We start from the raw sequence: 17042 nt of genomic DNA, 5'->3' as shown, positions 1-17042 counted from the left end.
ACATGACTGTCCATGGAATAAAACACCTGATCGCGATGTTCGTATTGGCCATCTGGACAAGCACAGTCGCCGCCGCGCCGCCGTTGCCGCTCCAGTCTGGACAATATACGTTCAAACACAGATTTGCAGAACAACCCAACATGCCCAGCCTGGTGCTGACGGCCAAAATTCGTGGTCATCATATCGTCTTGATCAACCGGCGCGCATCGGAAGTTTTTCCCAAAGGCGTCATTGCCGAGGGAACGCTAATGTGGCATGCAGCATCGAAACAATGGATCATAGGCACCAGCAAGGCTGACCGCTATGCCAGGGACGTTGGTGGCTGTAGCGATGGCCCCGATGTGGTTGATTTGCGTAAAAGGATTTATTGGACCTGTTAACGAAATCAGCCATGGCCTACAGGTAATGTTCGTAGTAACTGATTCATGAAGGTGCTATCAGGTATGATTTCTTTCAAATGCTTCGGCAATCAGCTCGCATCAGAGAATCGAGGGCAAGATATATTGTTACAAGATGGTAAACGGAAGTTCCGACTTGTCTGAGTTGTAGGTTTCACCGGTAAAGACCACGACTAGCTCAAGTTCAGGAATGATGAAAATGTATTGCCCGCCATTGCCCCAGGCAAAATACATCATCAGCCCGTGTACCTACGCGGGCTGCGATAGCAGCCGAAAAAGGAAATTCGGTTGATTCCCCCGTAGCAAGGTCGAAATTAATACAACAAATATTGGATGCTTGGGAATGAGTATAGTTTTAAAAAATACAGAATTTAACGAATTGAAGGTTTTTATAGAACCATCTACAGATGAGATTCTATTGAAAAAAAATGACGCATTGGCGATTCAATTGAAGGGTCAAGATACTGTGCCACTCGAAATTCATTCTTGTGAAGATGCGATGGTTGTATGGATTCCTCACGGTCAATCTGCCGATTTTTACATAAACGGAGAAGAGATTGAAACCATGTGTAGTCAATACTTCTGGTAGAAATGCGGAGTTGATAATGAGTTCAAATGCGCATTGGTTTCGATTTCGCCCGAAGGCCGGGTTCAATCCGTGTAGGTACGATTAGCGCAGCGTAATCGTACGCATGTGATGCCCGCATTGACCTGGTGCGCATTGCAATGTGCTGCTTGCCGTGGCCGATATTCATTCACGTGCACGGCGATGAATGGATGTCGCGGTACTTTCTCAAAATCCCGGTAAGCAGGGCGTATCACCACTCACCGGTTCAACGTGAAATGCAGCCAATTTGAAGAGTGGTGCGTCGTGATGCACCCTACGTGTTGGGTGGCAACTCATCGGTAATGAAAGTCTGGACCAAAGAACTCACCACAGAGACACAGAGGCACAGAGCGGGCACAGAGTAATGCCCTTGGTGACAGCAGCAAGGTGTGCGCTTTAGTAGGGGGCGTTGTAACGCACCAGCTCAACGGGGAAATCGATTTCCCCAAAAAAAACGACGTCATGCATAAAGCAGGCGTCGTTTTTTTCTGTGCTGAGAGGACTTGATTTATTCATGTTCCTACGCGCGTAACGCATGAGCAGGGCAAATGGTTGACAGGTGACATGCGGTTTAGAATAACAACACTAAGCTGCACAAGATGTGGTTTTTTGCGTCAACGCAAAGTCCCTGGATGGCGTTTTTGGCTTACGTAGGCTGACTACGAAACAAAAAAATCAGCAAAACAAAAGCAAGTAACCCAAACAAATAGGAAAACATATCATGAACAAACTGATCACCGCCATCATCGCTTCCACAGTTGTTATGGGTAGCGCATTTGCACAAACACCAGCCAGCGCTTCTGCGACTGCGGCATCCAAACCAGCACCAGCAGCTTCTGCCGCAGCCGCCAGCGTCGCAAAATCTGCTCCGGCTGCGAAAGTGATGGCAGCGTCGGCATCGGCAGCAGCTTCTACTCCAGCAGCAACGGTACCTGCTACTACGCCAGAAGCCAAACCAGCCAAGCCAGCCAAAGCTGACAAGAGTGCCAAGAAAGAAGTGAAAGCAGCCGCTGCTTCTGCCTCTGCCAGCGCCGCTTCTAAATAAGTTTTAACGCAATCATATGCATACCGGCAGCAAAATGCTGCCGGAAAAAAACACCACCACACCAGGATATAAAAAATGAACAAGCTCATGACCGCACTGATCGCTTCTACTGTTTTGATGGGTAGTGCATTTGCACAAACGCCAGCAGCACCGGCTAAGGCTGCAACAGCACCAGTCGCCGTGGCCTCTGCATCTGCAGTGGCCAGCACACCAGCACCGGCTGTGAAGGCTGCAGCAGCGACGACTGCGACAACTGCAGCAGCAGAAGTCAAACCAGCGGTAGAAGCCAAGCCAGCGGTAGAGAAAGAAGTCAAGCATGCCAAGCAGGAAAAGCATGCGAAGAAAGACAAGAAAGCGGACGAAGCCAAGGCAGCAGCACCAGCAGTAGCGGCAGCAGCACCAGCAGCAGCCGCGCCAGCAGCATCGAAATAAGCCGCTAAGCCTGCACCCTTGTAATGAGGGTTGCGCTTGAAAAGATCGACGTGCTATTCATCTGGATAGCATGTCGATTTTTTTGAGGGATGGCGGCGGTTATTGGTGCATTTGTTGCGCAATGCACCAAGCCCGCGTCCAGCCATTTATCGTGCTATCGGAAAGCTATAACTTGCGCCGATGCCCAGTGGCAAACCAAGCATCCAGAAGCACAGCAAAAATGTGGTCCAGAGTACCAGCAGGGCAACTGAGTAAGGTAGCATCAAGGCAATCAAGGTGCCGATGCCGGTTGATTTGACATACTTCTGGCAAAACACCACGATCAATGGGAAATACGGCATCAGCGGCGTGATGATATTGGTTGACGAATCACCTACCCGATACGCTGCCTGGGTCAAATCCGGTGACACACCCAACTCCATTAACATTGGCACCATCACCGCACCGATCAATGCCCACTTGGCAGAAGCCGAGCCCACCAGCAAGTTCACCAGACTGGTCAGTATCACGATGCCGATCAAGGTTACGCCCATGGGCAATGCAAGCTCTTTCAAACCGCCAGCACCTTTGATGGCAATCAATGCGCCAAGATTTGACTGTCCAAATGCGTAGATAAATTGCGCGCAGAAAAATGCCATCACTATGTAATAGCCCATGCCGCTCATGGACTTGGTCATGCCTTGAATAACATCACGGTGATTTTTTACCGTGCCCGCAGCATAGCCATACACCACGCCGGGAATCAGGAAGAACACTAAAATCAAGGCGACGATCGACTGCATCAAAGGTGCCGTCGCATGGGTCAGGCTGGCATCAGTACCACGCCAGGGTGAAGTCGCCGGATAGATAGTAACAACCAGCAGTGCAATACACAACAACATGGATAAGACAGCAAAGCGCAAACCACGTCGCTCAGACAGCGTCAACGGGTCCAGGGTCGGCAAGCCTGCCGGATCACCATCGACAGGCGTGTTTTTCAGGCGAGGTTCTATCACTTTATCCGTCAAGAACCAACCGATAAACACAATTAATATCGCTGAAGCAGATGTGAAGTAGTAATTATTCAAAGGGTTGATAATCAACTCTGCCGCTGCCGGATTGGACGAGAGACGAGCCGATGCCTGAGTCAATCCGGCCAGCAATGGATCGAGGCTGCTCGGGATGAACAAGGATGCCGAGAAGCCGCCGGAAACACCGGCAAAAGCAGCAGCTATACCTGCCAGCGGGTGTCGCCCGGCTGCATAAAAAATTACAGCGCCCAATGGGATCACCAGGACATAGCCAGCGTCAACCGCGACGTGACTTAAAATACCCACAGCCACCAGGACTGGCGTCAATAACATTTTTGGCGTTACTGACAAAATAGAACGCAAGCCAGCGTTGATAAAACCAGTGTACTCTGCAACACCAAGCCCTAGCATCGCAACCAATACCACGCCTAATGGCGGGAAGCTGACAAAGGTACTGACCAACTTTGCCATGAACGTGGTGAGTGCAGCTCCCTCAAGCAAGTTTTTAATTTGAATTGGCTTGCCATTGCGTGGGTCAATTTCAGTAAAGCTCACACCCGACAACGCCCAGGAAATCACCCAGACAGCAATCATGAACAAGGCAAACAAGATGGCGGGATCGGGTAATTTATTGCCGACGCGTTCAATCACATTCAGGCTACGGGCAAACCAGCTTAGCCCACCTGACGACGCTGAATTTTTCGTTGCTTCAGTCATGTCTTCTCCATAGTATTATTAAGTCTCATCGGTTGAAATAAATCATTGATCGTCTGCCGCAAGGTAAACGACTCTCGCAAGATGCTACATTTCAGATTGTGTCGCAATGGAGGGTGTCCGTAAAACTGCCATTGCCAGACAATTTGCAAATCGAGCAATAATAGACTCTCTGCATACGGTAATCAAGCGAATGTATTATCCGTTCGGCATGACCTTGGCCCCAGCCTTGACGCAGTTGAAACTGGAAGTCGAAAGTACATGGGCACTGAATATTTATGCTTGAACTTTCTGGCGAAGTTGAGAGTGTTGGCAGCCGACAGAGAGCATCCGAATGAGTACAGCTACGCCGTTGGCGTTCCCGGATTATTGTGGCCCACATCACCGCACCAGACTTGAAGAGCGGCTTTAGCTGCCAGCATGTGGCTGCATGGGTCCGCCTGCCTTGACGTTGACTCATCATGGCCAGCGCGAAGTATCCCAATTGACTAATTTAGTTTATCATTGAATAACATTTGTCAAGTATCAGTTTTTTCTGATGCAACAGGCAAAATGGATATGGATGAGCCGGTCAATATGGCGATTTCGTCGATTCACACTCTTGAGATGAAGGATGCAACATGATGCAACATGGCATGAATAGCCCTTTTGGGATGCGATCAGGTTTTGGTGATGTGCCGGTCGGTGCGGTCGTCGCTTTTGCTGGCGGCCATAGCCCAGCTAACAGCAATGACAATCTGCCTAACCCATTGGAAGCCTGGGGCTGGATGGTTTGCGATGGACGCTCGCTCTTGGCTGTCCACTATCCCGAATTGTACGCCGTGCTTGGCTATCGCTATGGAGGTCAAGGTGAACAATTCTGTATCCCTGACTACCGCAACGCGAGCTTGCCAGGCGCCGAAACTGCGGCAACAACAGGAGGAGATGTCAAGGGTATCGCTTACATCATCAAGTACACCTATGGCCTTGTTCCTTTGGCTCGTTAGCCTCGCTTTTTGCGCCTCGCTGGCAATCCACAAATTTCCTCACGCAAGGTGAGGAAGCGGTGCCCAAAAATCAGCAAGCCAGCCAATCTGGTGCAGTCAGTGGCGGCTGTGCTGAAGTTATCAATCAACTGCGCTGGCAGAGAAAAATCAATGAGAACACTGAACATGAATAATCCCTTATTTCGGCCACCAGGATTTGGCCAGCCAGGATTTGGCAGCACTCCGATAGGCACGATCGTCCCTTATTCTGGTTACCTGGATACCTCCAATGAGCACATGAGCACCGCGCTCGAAGCGAGGGGATGGATGCTTTGCGATGGCCGTACGCTGTCGGCTGCCCGCTACCCCGAATTGTTCGCAGTGCTTGGCTACAGCTTCGGCGGCAAAGACGATCTGTTCCATCTACCTGACCACCGCTTCACTGCTTCACCGGAGACCGATGATGGTATCCGTCCAGCCATAGATGAGACGAAGGTGAATGTGAGAAAAAGTATGCATATGATCATTATGTGCACCTATCGAAAAATACCTTTTACCTCTTAGGTTTATGTTTGTCCTCAACTGATTCAGGTGCGCCCATTAGAACCTGCTCAGGGGCGCAGGTGCGACTAGCGCAGCGTAATCGTACGCATGTGATGCCGAAAATAACGAAAGACTTCAAGCAAATCTCATGATCGCCGTCTCTTCATCTCAGCACGATAATGGCGAATACTTGATTCAAGCTCAGAAAGCAGTCGTGATTTATCAGCAGCACAGAGAATTGCCGCTGACCATGCGTACGATTACGCTGCGCTAATCGTACCTACACGAGCTAATCGTACCGACACGAGCTTTGTAAGAAGTCGATAAAAAGTTTTGTTTTTTGTTGTGTTTTTTTGTAGGTATATACATGTCTCTTTTCAGTGGATTTTTTATTCTTTTCTTTTTATTTTCTATCGTTTTTATTTGGGTAAAAAAGCCACCTCTTCCAATTGGCTCTGGAAAAAACACCAAACGGATTCGATATGAGTCTGACTCTTCTGCTTGGAAAAAGCTCGCAAGTTTGTATAGCTTAGTAATTGGTGCTTTTGTTGTATTTGACTTATTTAGGATGTATTTCCACTAGGGACGTAGGTACGATTAGCGCAGCGTAATCGTACGCATGCTGTGCCGAGAATAGAGAAAGGCTTCACATAAATCTCATGATCGCCGTCGATTCATCTCTACACGAGAATGACAAATACTTGATTCAGGCTCAAAAATTAGTCATGATTTTTCAGCAGCATAAAGAATTGCCGCTGGTTGCATACGAAAATATTAGATGGTGCATTCCACTACGGGAGAGAGCAATGATAGCGCCGGACAGAAAATATTTGATTGACCTCATTGCAAAGATCATGAACGCGGAAGGGACTGAAGAGGAGCTTGATGCGTACATAGATAAGTTAGAGCAAGTTTCGCCGATGCCTAACGTGACTGGATTGATTTTTTATCCTGAGAATGGTGAAGTATCTGCGGAAGCGATCGCTGATGCGATTCTTAATTTCAAGCCAAAACTGTTGTCGGAATAAAACGATCCGTAAGTTGGCGCAGATAAAAGAACGTAAGTACGATTAGCGCAGCGTAATCGTACGCATGTGATGCCGAAAATGACGAAAGGCTTCAAGCAAATCTCATGATCGCCGTCTCTTCATCTCAGCACGATAATGGCGAATACTTGATTCAAGCGCAGAAAGCAGTCGCGATTTTTCAGTAGCATAGAGAATTGCCTCTGACCATGCGTACGATTACGCTGCGCTAATCGTACCTACGCGAGCTCGAGGAAATATGGGTAATTCAAACGAAACTATGTTCGAGAAAAATTCTGTATTACAGACATTGAACGCCTTGATTTTTGCAGGCAAATATTCAGCTATTTTTTTTCCAATATTTACTTTATATATTTTTGCAACGATATTGATGGCTGGAGTTGAGGGAGCTACTTCTAGCGTCGTAAATTTGACTGGAGAGCTCATAGCTTTTCCAGAGAAGTTACTGAATTCTAGTGGAGGGGCATATGCCCTGCAAGCGTGTATTTTTTGGACATTAATTCTTTATTATATTTTGTTTTTGATATCGCTATGTCTTAATATCGGCAAAAAAATAATAGCAATGATCTAAATAAAACAAAAATATCAGCATTTTTATCGTTACTTTTTTTTACTTCTTTTCTTTTGATTTTGGTGATGTGGAGATAGCTGAATTATAGAAAAAGGAATGTAGGTACGATTAGCGCAGCGTAATTGTACGCATGTGATGCCGAAAATGACGAAAGACTTCAAGCAAATCTCATGATCGCCGTCTCTTCATCTCAGCACGATAATGGCGAATACTTGATTCAAGCCCAAAAAGCAGCCGTTATTTTTTAGCAGCGTAGAGAATTGCCGCTGTCCACGCGTACGATTACGCTGCGCTAATCGTACCTACACGGGCTGGCAGAGAAAAATCAATGAGAACACTGAACATGAATAATCCCTTATTTCGGCCACTAGGATTTGGCCAGCCAGGATTTGGCAGCACACCGATAGGCACGATCGTCCCTTATTCTGGTTACCTGGATACCTCCAATGAGCACATGAGCACCGCGCTCGAAGCGAGGGGATGGATGCTTTGCGATGGCCGCACGCTGTCGGCTGCCCGCTACCCCGAATTGTTCGCAGTGCTTGGCTACAGCTTCGGCGGCAAAGACGATCTGTTCCAGCTACCTGACCACCGCTTCACTGCTTCACCGGAGACCGATGATGGTATCCGTCCAGCCATAGACGAGACGAAGGCGAATGTGAGAAAAAATATGCATATGATTATTATGTGCACCCATCGAAAAATACCTTTTACCTCTTAGGTTGATGTTTATCCTCAACTGATTCAGGTGCGCCCATTAGAACCTGCTCGGGGGCGCAGGTGCGACTAGCGCAGCGTAATCGTACGCATGCGATGCCAAAATAACGAAAGGCTTCACATAAATCTCATGATCGCTGTCGATTCATCTCAGCACGAGGGCGATGAATACTTGATTCTAACTCACAAAGCAGTCGTGATTTTTCAGCAGCATAGAGAATTGCCACTGACCATGCGTACGATTACGCTGCGCTAATCGTACCTACACGGGCTGGGAGATTGGGCGACAGCGCGGGTCAACGATTGGCTAGATCGGCATCCAGTCGTCTAATGGGACAAGGGAAAGCATCTTTACGACCCGTTTAGGAAGGGGTGGTTTCAACGCGCAGCCCTTCGGCCTTCCATTCGGGAAATCCTGCACTCAATCTGCGTGCCTGCAAACCATTGGCTCGTAGGGCCTCCACGGCATGGGTGGAGAGGACACAGTACGGCCCTCGACAGTAGGCCACGATTTCCGCGTTCGGAGGCAACTCAATAAGTCGGCGCTCCAGCTCTTCGGCGGGAATGTTGATGGCCCCCGGCAGATGCCCCAGCGCGAACTCTTCTTCCGGGCGCACATCGAGCAGAACAACGCTATCGGTCTCAATCCGGCTCAGCAGTTCTTCGATAGAGACGCCCTCCAAGCGTTCCCGTTTGTGGATGCTGTCGGTGACGAATTCTTCGAGTTCTGCATGCTGATGCTCCGCGTAGTCCCGCAGGGACGCGAGCAAGCTGGCGATTGGGCCTGCACCCATGCGATACAGCACATGCTTACCGTCCCGCCGAGTTTGGACTAGGCCTGCGCGCCTCAGGTGTTGCAAGTGCTGGGACGCGTTGGCGAGGGACAGCCCGGACAGTTCTGCCAGGCGCTCAACAGCGCGTTCCCCCTGGGCGATGTGATCAAGAAGGACGAGACGATGGGCATGCCCCAGCGTCCGGGCAATCTCTGCCAGTGCGACGAAACGCTGAGGGTGCGATGGAGGGGTTGTAGGGATCATTGACATAACAATAGCATCAATCTATCATTCAATCAATCAATTGAATGTAGTGTGTTCTTTGGACAAGATAAAAGACGAACACGGCGGTGGTTCTGACACTAGGTCATTCAGCCACATAGCCGCATATCCGCGCCTATCCCTGCCAGTCGTCGTGACTTGATTAACTTAAAAGGAGTCTTCACCCGTGTCACCAACTCTCCCAAATAACGGCATCGAACCGCCTCAGACTGCTACTCGAGCAGGTGGGCCGCTACAAGGTACTGGCCTGGCCTTTACGATCCTGGCAATAGTCCAGGCGACCCTGATCTTCACGATCACCTTCATCAATGTGCCACTACCGAAGATCGCCAGCGAGTTTGCGTTAAGTCCCGCGAATCTGTTGTTGGTGACAGCGGCCTATGGACTGCCTTTCAGTGGCCTGCTGTTGTTCGGCGGGCGATTGGCAGACCGCTATCGCGGGCGGCAGATGTTTGGGGTGGGGCTGTCGATCTTAGGACTCGCATCCATGGTCGCCGCCTTCGCTCCCAATTTCGAGGTGCTGGTAGGCATGCGCTTCGCGCAAGGTGTCGGTGGTGCTCTGACGGCACCCGCTGCTATGGCATTGTTGCGCACACTGTTTCCCCAGACGACGGCCTTTGGCAAAGCGATGGCGACATCGGGCGGCCTTTCCGTGCTGGGGCCGACGGTCGGCCTGGCTGCCCTAATGTCGGTGGCTGTGGTACAAGCGGATGTTGTAGTCGGGTACGTATGGGCATTAGGTACGACCGCAGTCGTGTATGTCATTGCAGCACGCCTGGCGATGGTCCTACTCTATCGCTCCTCAGCTCAAGGGCTGAGAGGATGCCGACCGATTCAGGCGCACTAGAAGGGGAATGCCATGAACAACGAACTCGAATTCCTCGTATGCGCAACGCTGATCGGCATTGGCGCAACTGTCGTGATGGATTTGTGGGCAATCTTCATCAAGCGCTGCTTCGGCATTCCGTCGCTAAACTATGCGATGGTCGGACGCTGGATCGGTCACCTGCCGAGTGGACGCTTCACACACGAGAGCATCTCACGGGCAACTCCCATTCGTGGCGAAGGCGTCATCGGCTGGGGTGCCCATTACGGCATCGGGATCGCCTTCGCGGCGGCGCTTCTGGCGTGTGTGGGTATTGAATGGGCGCGCCAGCCCACCTTTCTGCCCGCTGCGATCTTCGGGGTGCTCAGTGTCGCGGCCCCGTTCTTCATCTTGCAACCTGGCATGGGTGCGGGCATTGCCGCATCGAAAACACCGCAGCCGAACACCGCGCGCCTGCGCAGTCTGATGGCCCATGCGTCGTTTGGCGTTGGGTTGTTCGTAGCAGCCTGGGTTGTAGCGATCTCGCATGTTTCTTGAAGTCGCCGCGATAGCGCAATGATGGTTGAAGCGATGGCGATGCCTTGTGCAACGCGGTGGCCGAAGCCACACACAAACGCCTCATGGGTACGGCACGCCCTACACCGGCGTTGTTGCACGGACACCAAGTGAATCGGGTAAAGTGCTGGCCCCTGATAATCCGTGCCGGTCCATGCCCAACAAACACAACGAAAAGCGACGCCACCACATACCGAAGATGAAATTCAAGGTAACGACCTGGGCGGAGTACCACGCCGGTCTTCGGCGGCGCGGTCGCCTGACCTTGTGGGTGACAGATGAAGCAATCGCCCGCTCATCTCAGCAACGAGTGTGATGAATACTTGATACAAGCTCATAGAGCAGTCGTGATTTTTCAGCGGCTTAGAAAATTACCGTTGTCCATGCGTACGACTACGCTGCGCTTGTATCGACACAGGCTCCACCACGTTCTGTCACCTTTTGCACCAGCCATTCCCCCACTTCGATCGTAGACGGTTGCCCTGAATCGTTGTTGCTCAGCACAAGCACAAACAAGCCGCTATCGAGGGTGCGTGCGCTATAGCTACTGTAGCCGCTGATGCCTCCGTCATGATCTACTACGGAGATGCCATGAACCTGGCGATTCTCCAGGCCGTAGCCATAACCGCACAGCTCGCCGCTGAGCAGGCGTGTCGGGGCACACATCTGTTGCCAGCTTTCTTTCGAGAGCAGAGTCGAGCGTGCCATGTGTTGCTCCCAGAGGTACATATCTCCAATGCTTGAGACCAGCGCGCCTGCGGCGAAGGGAATCGACATGCTGATGACAGGTGCAAGCTGCAGGTCAGGCTCTTCCGTGTAGCCTTGCAGGGGGCAGAGGCCTGCGTATCCTTCCATGCCAGTGGATCGCATTCCGAGCGGCAGAAACATCTGGCTGCTAAAGAACTGTGCCAGCGACATGCCTGAGACTTTCTCAATCACCAGGCCGAGCAAAAAGTAGCCGGAGTTGCTATACGAAAACTGGCTTCCAGGCACAAACAGCAGTGGCGTATCTTGAAACAAGGCCACTACTTGCACTGGCGACAGGTCGAGTGGCTCCACCAGCTCAAAGTCGGGGCGGTCTGTGTAACAAGCCAGGCCAGCGGTGTGGTTCAACAAGTGCTCCAGGCGAATTCCCCGGCCCAGCGCTGGAAAGTCGGGGAGGTGAGTATGCAGCGCGTCTTGCACATGGAGTTGCCCGCGCTGCGCGAGCAGCATGATGGCTGCGGCCGTGAACTGCTTGGTCAGCGAACCCATGCGAAAGACACTATCGGTAGACAGGGGGCGAGCCTCATCCATGTGCGCCATGCCGTAAGCGGCCTGCAGGATGACTTTGTCATGCTTGGCAACCAGCACCGCCGCCCCTGGCAAATGGCTGGGATAAACACTGCGCAGGTAAGCATCCAGCTCAGTGCTGAGCGCGTTGTGGTCGGGATTGGTTGCGGTCTGCATATTCAATTGGGTTCGCAAGAAGGTTTATCGTGTGAGTCGGCGCATCAGCCATTCCAGCGGCCCATGCTCGAAGAATTTCGTCCACACACATGCGAATGTTAAGGCAAGCAGGCAGTACGTGGTGGCGGCCACTGCAACCTGCACCAGGCCTTGTCCTGTAAGCCAGCCCATGGCTTCTAAAACTCCCATGCCGATGAAAATGTGCGCAATATAGAGCGTGAGCGTCATGCGCCCAGCCGGAAGCAAGAGTCGCAAGCCAGCAAACTGACCCCAACGCGCTACGATAACAAGACAGAGACCGATGATGCTGGTAGCAACCCCGGCACCGGCCAGCATGTACAATGGCATCGGCGGCATGGGGCTGACACCAAACAGATCTGCATACGCCGGCCACAAAGCGATAGCCTCTGCGGATAGCCAATGGGCGAGAAAAGCGCAAGCCGCGCCACCCACCACCATGGCAACCTGGGTGCGTGTGTTGTGCAATGCGGTGCGCGCCAGAAACATACCCCACAGCAGAAATGCCACCCATGGCAGCGCCGGGTGAAAGCCATTAAAGAGCAGGTGTCGCAGGAAACCAGGCAGTGTCCAGAAACCAGCGTATTCCAGCGTCGTCCAGTTCCAGCCCTGGTTGTAATCAAGGAAAAAGCTGAGCAAGGGGAAAGCCACAACAATACCCGCCATACACCCCAGCAGGGCGCGACTACCCAGGGGCAACAGCACAACACCCACCAGAAAATACACCCCGTAGTAATGAATGATATCCGCTGGAAACACCAGAAAATTGAGCATTCCCAGCGTCACCAGGAAAATACTCCGGCGCAAGGTGAGTGCAATCGCCTCAGAACGCGCAAGGCGGCGCAGACCCATGGCAAAGCCCATGCCAGCCAGCACCACAAAGAGGGCTGCACTGCGGCCTTGCAAAGCTTCAAATGCGTGCGCTAACCAGGTGGGTTTGCCATGCTCAACCCCCATGGCCAAACGAAAATTGACCAGCACCATCCCCACCAGCGCCAGGCAGCGCGCCAGGTCCAGGCCTTCAAGGCGAGGTGACGTTTGCGTTTTCATGGTGATGGTCTCATGGCTGCAACAGCTTGTTTAACAGCAGGGCCAGCTCGTCTTCCGTCCTTTTACGTTGCGCCTTCTTGCTGGCAAACAGTACCGCGCGAAGAGCATGCCCCTCGATAGCATCCAGCACCAGCGCCGCTGTCGTATCTGCGGGCAGTGCGGGGTCTATCTCCCCGGCTTGCATGCCCGCTTGCAAGGTGCGGCGCAAGGCAGCGACCAGATTGCGGTGGTTGTCTGCAAAAAGCCCCGCAAGCACCGGATTGCGGGCAGACTCTGCAATCACCTCGCTGCTGAGCATGACGCTGCCAGGTTCTGAACACAAAGCGGTGTAGTCCCTGGCAAACTTCAAGAGGCCACTCAGCGGCGAAGCGCGCTCCAGCGCAAGCAGCAAAGGAGCCAGTTCCCGCATCTCCAGGGCTGCAATTTCAGCAATCAAGACTTCTTTTGACGGAAAGTGGTTGTACACATTGCCCACACTCACGCCCGCCAGAGCGGCTATGTCGCGCATGCTGGCCTGATGAAAGCCTTTCTCTACAAAACAGCAAAGTGCAGCCTGGAAGATGGCTTCACGGCGAAGGCTGGTAGTTTCTTCGCGGGTCTGGGAGGGGTGTGGATTTTTCATGAGACCAAGCATATCACAATCTGAACGATCGTTCATTCAATAAATTTGCCTGGGTGGCTGTAATTACCTGTCCTTTATTATAGCCCGCGTAGGTACGATTAGCGCAGCGTAATCGTACGCATGGCCAGCTGCGATTCCTGGCGCAGATTGAAATGCACACGCCTATCAATCACCACCACAAATCTCCGCCGCCACATCACCACACCAGTCAACAGGATACACGCCTTCGCTAACATAGCGATGAAAAGTGGAATAGGGCCAGTCACAAACGCGCCTGACCAAGCCATGTTTGAGCGGATTGACATGCACGTAATCGACATGCCTTTGATAGTCCAGCTCATCGCGTATCAGATGTTCCCAATAGTGGCGTTGCCAGATGCCGCGTTCACCTGCAGCATGGCGTGCAGCGGAGAGTGATTCTGTTTTGGGCAGTGCGCGTGAGAAACCGCTCTTAATGAGCCGCCAGCGCAGGCTAAAATCGCTGTCACCTTCAGGCAGGGTGAAGACGCAATGCATATGCTCTGGCAAGACTACCCAGGCATCGATATGAAAGGGATATTTACGCCGCACATTCTTGATGATCTCGCGCAAGAGTTCAATCTCGCGCACCAGCAGATCGTTGCCTTGCCGTTGCAGCAGGTTCACGGTGAAAAACCATGTTGCTCCCGGGATGAATGCGCGGCGGTAATTGGGCATGTTATTTGGGGAAGATCAGATGTTTTACGGTTAGTCATGCGTACGATTACGCTGCGCTAATCGTACCTACGCGGGTTGAAGAACTATAAAAATCAGGATGCGTCTTCATTTGCTAATGCTTTAGGGAGAAATATTTTTGCTTTATCAGATATCTCTTCCCATTGCGCAGTTGTCAAAGCGACGTTTTTTGGAAACGAGTAAATGGTAAACAATATTTCCCTATCCTCAGTGAGGCTGATTTCCATAAATGGATTAATTTTATCACTCTCCTGATAAACACATAGATATGCATATGTGCTGTTTACATCGCCTACTGTTTCAAAAATAAGTGCAGTCATTACTGTTTCACTCCTCTGAATCCAATGAAGTCATCATTTGCGCGCCAGTTGGCAGCAGCTCGCGTAGATACGATTGGCGCAGCGTAATCGTACGCATGGCTGATTGAAAATCACGACTACTTTACGATATTGAATCGAGTATACATCACACCCGTGCAGAGAAGGACAGACGGTTATCATGGGATTTACTTGAGTTTCCGGCATCGCATGCGTACGATTACGCTGCGCTAATCGTACCTACGGGTAATCGTACCTACGCGAGCTTTTTGTAAAGCGTAAAAACATGGGAGAGTATCCTGGGGATTTTTTAATGGTATGTTTGTAGCTCGCGTAGGTACGATTAGCGCAGCGTAATCGTACGCATGGCTGCTCGATAAAATGACTGCTCTACGATATTGAATCAAGTATACATTACACTCGTGCAGAGAAGAACGGATGGTTCTCATGGGATATGCTTGATGTTCCGGCATCGCATGCGTACGATTACGCTGCGCTAATCGTATCTACGCGGGCCAGCTTGGTAAGGAAGCGTTTCATATGCGGGTCCGTGCGCTCAAGCGGGACTTCGTCGAACGGAAACCAACGTGCATCCCTGAACTCGCTTTCGTCATATTGGAAGTTTTGGTAACGGCTAGCGCGCACTACGTACCATAGCGAAACATCCGTATGTCCCGCCGTCAGCCCAACAGTCGTCGTTATGGTCAGGAATAGAGGTGCCTCTATTGGATGTGATGCCACAAAGCCGAGTTCCTCTTCCAATTCACGCACAACTGCAACACGCGGGTGTTCGCCTTGTTCAACATGGCCACCTGGCGGAAGCCACAACTGTGCATTCCGATGATCGACCAGTAGGACATGCCCATCATCTACAACAACAAAATAGGACACAAGATGCATCGGTGGCGTGGCTGGCTTTGCTATGCGACACAAATCAACACCGGAGTCTATCCATGCAAGGCAGCGAGAAATATCATCACCTTCCATGGCATCGTGAGGAGCGATAGAAATAACTTCATCCCGGATTTGGTTGCGCATAGTAGTCTTTAGTGTTTAGCTCTTGTAGCTCGCGTAGGTACGATTAGCGCAGCGTAATCGTACGCATGGTAAGCCGCAATTCTCGACGTTGATTGATAAAATTGGCTGACGTCAGATTTTGAATCAAGTATACATCACCCTCATGAGGAGAAGGACAGACGGGTATCAGAGGAGATGCTGGATGCCTTTCGTTATTTCCGGCATCTCATGCGTACGATTACGCTGCGCTAATCGTACCTACGGGCTATTGTGGACAGGTCGCCCAAAAAAAATTCACTCTCCGAGACCCAGCTTATAACCGAGCCAGCATGTAAAAACGTAAGCAAGGAGCACGAGCATCATCACCAACCAGACTGGTGGTGGCCAATCGACAAACCTGTCGAGAAATTGACGGGTGATATCGAGATTCAAAAACAGCGTCAAAGGTATTTCTGCGACAAGGCCTGCACCTATGTAAAAAGATGCAGATTGTTTCCAAAAAGAGGTTCTTACTTTTTTCATGGCGATCCTGGCCGCTTATCATCTGCAAGATATCTTACGCCTTCAATCTCGCGTAGGTACGATTAGCGCAGCGTAATCGTACGCATGGCTGATAGAGAATCACGACTTCTTTAAGATATTGAATCAAGTATACATTACACTCGTGCATAGCAGGACGGATGGTTCTCATGGGATTTGCTTGAGGTCTTTCGTTGCTTCAGGCATTGCATGCGTACGATTACGCTGCGCTAATCGCAGTATCTACGAGCTAGTTACAAGCAAATGCACCAAAAAGAAAATCAACTCAATTAAAAAAATTTGGTGATAGTCGCAAAAAGAACAAAGAATAATCCCAGCAGAAGGAATAACTGCGCCATCAAAACAAAAAAGAATCCGACGCTAAAGAATATGCAAAGCACTGCCAATATTGCGATGGTAATGTAAGCAATCTTATCCTGGTGTTCAGCTTCATATGCATTCCATTTTCTAAGATGGAGGATATCCTCTTTCCGCATAGTCTTGTGTCTGATTCTCCATAAGGTCTTTGCATACATGCCGATTAAAATAACGAGCATCACCAAGGCGGCCACTATGCTGATAATGAGCTGGTGAACAGATATCCGCAGTGACATCGAATGGAAAGAAGCACCGGTAGCCAGACTCAAAAGAAGAAATATCCCTCCCAGATAAAATGGTTTGAATTTTTTATACGCACCATCATTGTGATGGATAATATCCAGTTGCTGCAATTCAAGTGCAGCATCTTTGTCAAAATTGGGTGGCATATCTTGCAGGTGTTTTCAGTATGAAGATAGAGTTATTTTTAGCGTGAGGCAATGCTGAGCGATGAGTTAGCGCGTAGGTACGATT

Annotated in this window: 24 protein-coding genes; 11 read left to right on the top strand and 13 right to left on the bottom strand. The window is 50.7% G+C overall.

Going from position 1 to position 17042, the window contains the following annotated elements; all coding sequences use genetic code 11:
* The first annotated feature begins 2 nt into the window (after positions 1-2).
* Positions 3-380 (top strand): hypothetical protein, encoded by a 378-nt coding sequence (locus tag H8L47_RS10675; RefSeq protein WP_186953582.1) that lies wholly within the window; start codon positions 3-5, stop codon positions 378-380.
* Positions 381-506: 126 nt separating this feature from the next.
* Here the strand turns inward: H8L47_RS10675 and H8L47_RS30060 are convergent, their stop codons facing one another.
* Positions 507-632 (bottom strand): hypothetical protein, encoded by a 126-nt coding sequence (locus H8L47_RS30060; RefSeq protein WP_268978051.1) that lies wholly within the window; start codon positions 630-632, stop codon positions 507-509.
* 109 nt (positions 633-741) lie between these two features.
* Between H8L47_RS30060 and H8L47_RS10670 the strand changes: the two genes are divergently transcribed.
* The 3 genes from H8L47_RS10670 to H8L47_RS10660 all read left to right on the top strand — a co-directional run bounded on the left by H8L47_RS10670 (position 742) and on the right by H8L47_RS10660 (position 2482).
* A complete protein-coding gene (locus H8L47_RS10670; RefSeq protein WP_186953581.1) occupies positions 742-987 on the top strand; it encodes a hypothetical protein in 246 nt (81 codons plus the stop codon).
* A gap of 739 nt (positions 988-1726) precedes the next feature.
* Entirely contained in the window at positions 1727-2050 is a 324-nt protein-coding gene (locus H8L47_RS10665) for a hypothetical protein (protein ID WP_186953580.1), read from the top strand.
* A 75-nt stretch (positions 2051-2125) separates the two neighbouring features.
* Positions 2126-2482: a hypothetical protein gene (locus H8L47_RS10660; protein WP_186953579.1), complete on the top strand. Its 357-nt coding sequence runs from the start codon at positions 2126-2128 to the stop codon at positions 2480-2482.
* Between the two features lie 146 nt (positions 2483-2628).
* Here H8L47_RS10660 and H8L47_RS10655 read toward each other — a convergent pair whose 3' ends face one another.
* The gene (locus tag H8L47_RS10655; RefSeq protein WP_186953578.1) at positions 2629-4209 is read right to left on the bottom strand and encodes an AbgT family transporter; all 1581 of its coding nucleotides are present in this window, start codon (positions 4207-4209) and stop codon (positions 2629-2631) included.
* 632 nt (positions 4210-4841) lie between these two features.
* Here H8L47_RS10655 and H8L47_RS10650 point away from each other — a divergent pair.
* Positions 4842-5192, top strand: coding sequence for a phage tail protein (locus tag H8L47_RS10650; RefSeq protein WP_230413684.1), 351 nt, complete (start codon positions 4842-4844; stop codon positions 5190-5192).
* On the opposite strand, the gene H8L47_RS10645 is transcribed toward H8L47_RS10650, so the two are convergent.
* Positions 5189-5359: a hypothetical protein gene (locus tag H8L47_RS10645; RefSeq protein WP_186953576.1), complete on the bottom strand. Its 171-nt coding sequence runs from the start codon at positions 5357-5359 to the stop codon at positions 5189-5191. The two genes, H8L47_RS10650 and H8L47_RS10645, sit on opposite strands and share 4 nt — an antisense overlap.
* Here H8L47_RS10645 and H8L47_RS10640 point away from each other — a divergent pair.
* From H8L47_RS10640 to H8L47_RS29405, 3 genes are all read left to right on the top strand, one after another.
* Complete coding sequence (locus H8L47_RS10640; RefSeq protein ID WP_222616492.1) at positions 5358-5735, top strand: phage tail protein; 378 nt, start codon at positions 5358-5360, stop codon at positions 5733-5735. The two genes, H8L47_RS10645 and H8L47_RS10640, sit on opposite strands and share 2 nt — an antisense overlap.
* A gap of 127 nt (positions 5736-5862) precedes the next feature.
* Entirely contained in the window at positions 5863-5988 is a 126-nt protein-coding gene (locus H8L47_RS30055; RefSeq protein WP_268978050.1) for a hypothetical protein, read from the top strand.
* 385 nt (positions 5989-6373) lie between these two features.
* On the top strand, positions 6374-6742 hold the full coding sequence (locus H8L47_RS29405) for a bacteriocin immunity protein (RefSeq protein ID WP_222616491.1): 369 nt from the start codon (positions 6374-6376) through the stop codon (positions 6740-6742).
* A 216-nt stretch (positions 6743-6958) separates the two neighbouring features.
* Here the strand turns inward: H8L47_RS29405 and H8L47_RS29400 are convergent, their stop codons facing one another.
* Complete coding sequence (locus tag H8L47_RS29400) at positions 6959-7186, bottom strand: hypothetical protein (protein WP_222616490.1); 228 nt, start codon at positions 7184-7186, stop codon at positions 6959-6961.
* Positions 7187-7674: 488 nt separating this feature from the next.
* Here H8L47_RS29400 and H8L47_RS10625 point away from each other — a divergent pair, with 488 nt between their 5' ends.
* Complete coding sequence (locus tag H8L47_RS10625) at positions 7675-8052, top strand: phage tail protein (RefSeq protein WP_222616489.1); 378 nt, start codon at positions 7675-7677, stop codon at positions 8050-8052.
* A 358-nt stretch (positions 8053-8410) separates the two neighbouring features.
* On the opposite strand, the gene H8L47_RS10620 is transcribed toward H8L47_RS10625, so the two are convergent.
* Positions 8411-9085: an ArsR/SmtB family transcription factor gene (locus tag H8L47_RS10620; RefSeq protein ID WP_186953572.1), complete on the bottom strand. Its 675-nt coding sequence runs from the start codon at positions 9083-9085 to the stop codon at positions 8411-8413.
* Positions 9086-9269: 184 nt separating this feature from the next.
* Between H8L47_RS10620 and H8L47_RS10615 the strand changes: the two genes are divergently transcribed.
* Both H8L47_RS10615 and H8L47_RS10610 read left to right on the top strand, forming a co-directional pair.
* A complete protein-coding gene (locus H8L47_RS10615) occupies positions 9270-9950 on the top strand; it encodes an MFS transporter (RefSeq protein WP_222616488.1) in 681 nt (226 codons plus the stop codon).
* A 12-nt stretch (positions 9951-9962) separates the two neighbouring features.
* On the top strand, positions 9963-10466 hold the full coding sequence (locus tag H8L47_RS10610; RefSeq protein WP_186953571.1) for a DUF2938 domain-containing protein: 504 nt from the start codon (positions 9963-9965) through the stop codon (positions 10464-10466).
* Between the two features lie 411 nt (positions 10467-10877).
* Here the strand turns inward: H8L47_RS10610 and H8L47_RS10600 are convergent, their stop codons facing one another.
* The 8 genes from H8L47_RS10600 to H8L47_RS10565 form a co-directional block, all read right to left on the bottom strand.
* Complete coding sequence (locus tag H8L47_RS10600) at positions 10878-11933, bottom strand: serine hydrolase domain-containing protein (protein WP_186953570.1); 1056 nt, start codon at positions 11931-11933, stop codon at positions 10878-10880.
* 24 nt (positions 11934-11957) lie between these two features.
* Positions 11958-13001, bottom strand: coding sequence for a DUF418 domain-containing protein (locus tag H8L47_RS10595; protein WP_186953569.1), 1044 nt, complete (start codon positions 12999-13001; stop codon positions 11958-11960).
* Positions 13002-13011: 10 nt separating this feature from the next.
* Positions 13012-13623 (bottom strand): TetR/AcrR family transcriptional regulator, encoded by a 612-nt coding sequence (locus H8L47_RS10590; RefSeq protein WP_186953568.1) that lies wholly within the window; start codon positions 13621-13623, stop codon positions 13012-13014.
* A 165-nt stretch (positions 13624-13788) separates the two neighbouring features.
* Positions 13789-14319 (bottom strand): REP-associated tyrosine transposase, encoded by a 531-nt coding sequence (locus H8L47_RS10585; RefSeq protein ID WP_186953567.1) that lies wholly within the window; start codon positions 14317-14319, stop codon positions 13789-13791.
* A 92-nt stretch (positions 14320-14411) separates the two neighbouring features.
* A complete protein-coding gene (locus H8L47_RS10580) occupies positions 14412-14657 on the bottom strand; it encodes a hypothetical protein (protein WP_186953566.1) in 246 nt (81 codons plus the stop codon).
* Between the two features lie 483 nt (positions 14658-15140).
* The gene (locus tag H8L47_RS10575) at positions 15141-15692 is read right to left on the bottom strand and encodes an NUDIX hydrolase (RefSeq protein ID WP_186953565.1); all 552 of its coding nucleotides are present in this window, start codon (positions 15690-15692) and stop codon (positions 15141-15143) included.
* 273 nt (positions 15693-15965) lie between these two features.
* Positions 15966-16193 (bottom strand): hypothetical protein, encoded by a 228-nt coding sequence (locus H8L47_RS10570; RefSeq protein WP_186953564.1) that lies wholly within the window; start codon positions 16191-16193, stop codon positions 15966-15968.
* Positions 16194-16480: 287 nt separating this feature from the next.
* A complete protein-coding gene (locus H8L47_RS10565; protein ID WP_186953563.1) occupies positions 16481-16957 on the bottom strand; it encodes a hypothetical protein in 477 nt (158 codons plus the stop codon).
* Between the last annotated feature and the right edge of the window lie 85 nt (positions 16958-17042).

Origin of the sequence: Undibacterium umbellatum, assembly GCF_014284125.1 — a bacterium.
In the GTDB taxonomy this organism is placed as follows: domain Bacteria; phylum Pseudomonadota; class Gammaproteobacteria; order Burkholderiales; family Burkholderiaceae_D; genus Undibacterium; species Undibacterium umbellatum.
The sequence above is the reverse complement of the archived record's forward strand: the minus strand, read 5'-3'. Positions and strand labels throughout refer to the sequence as shown.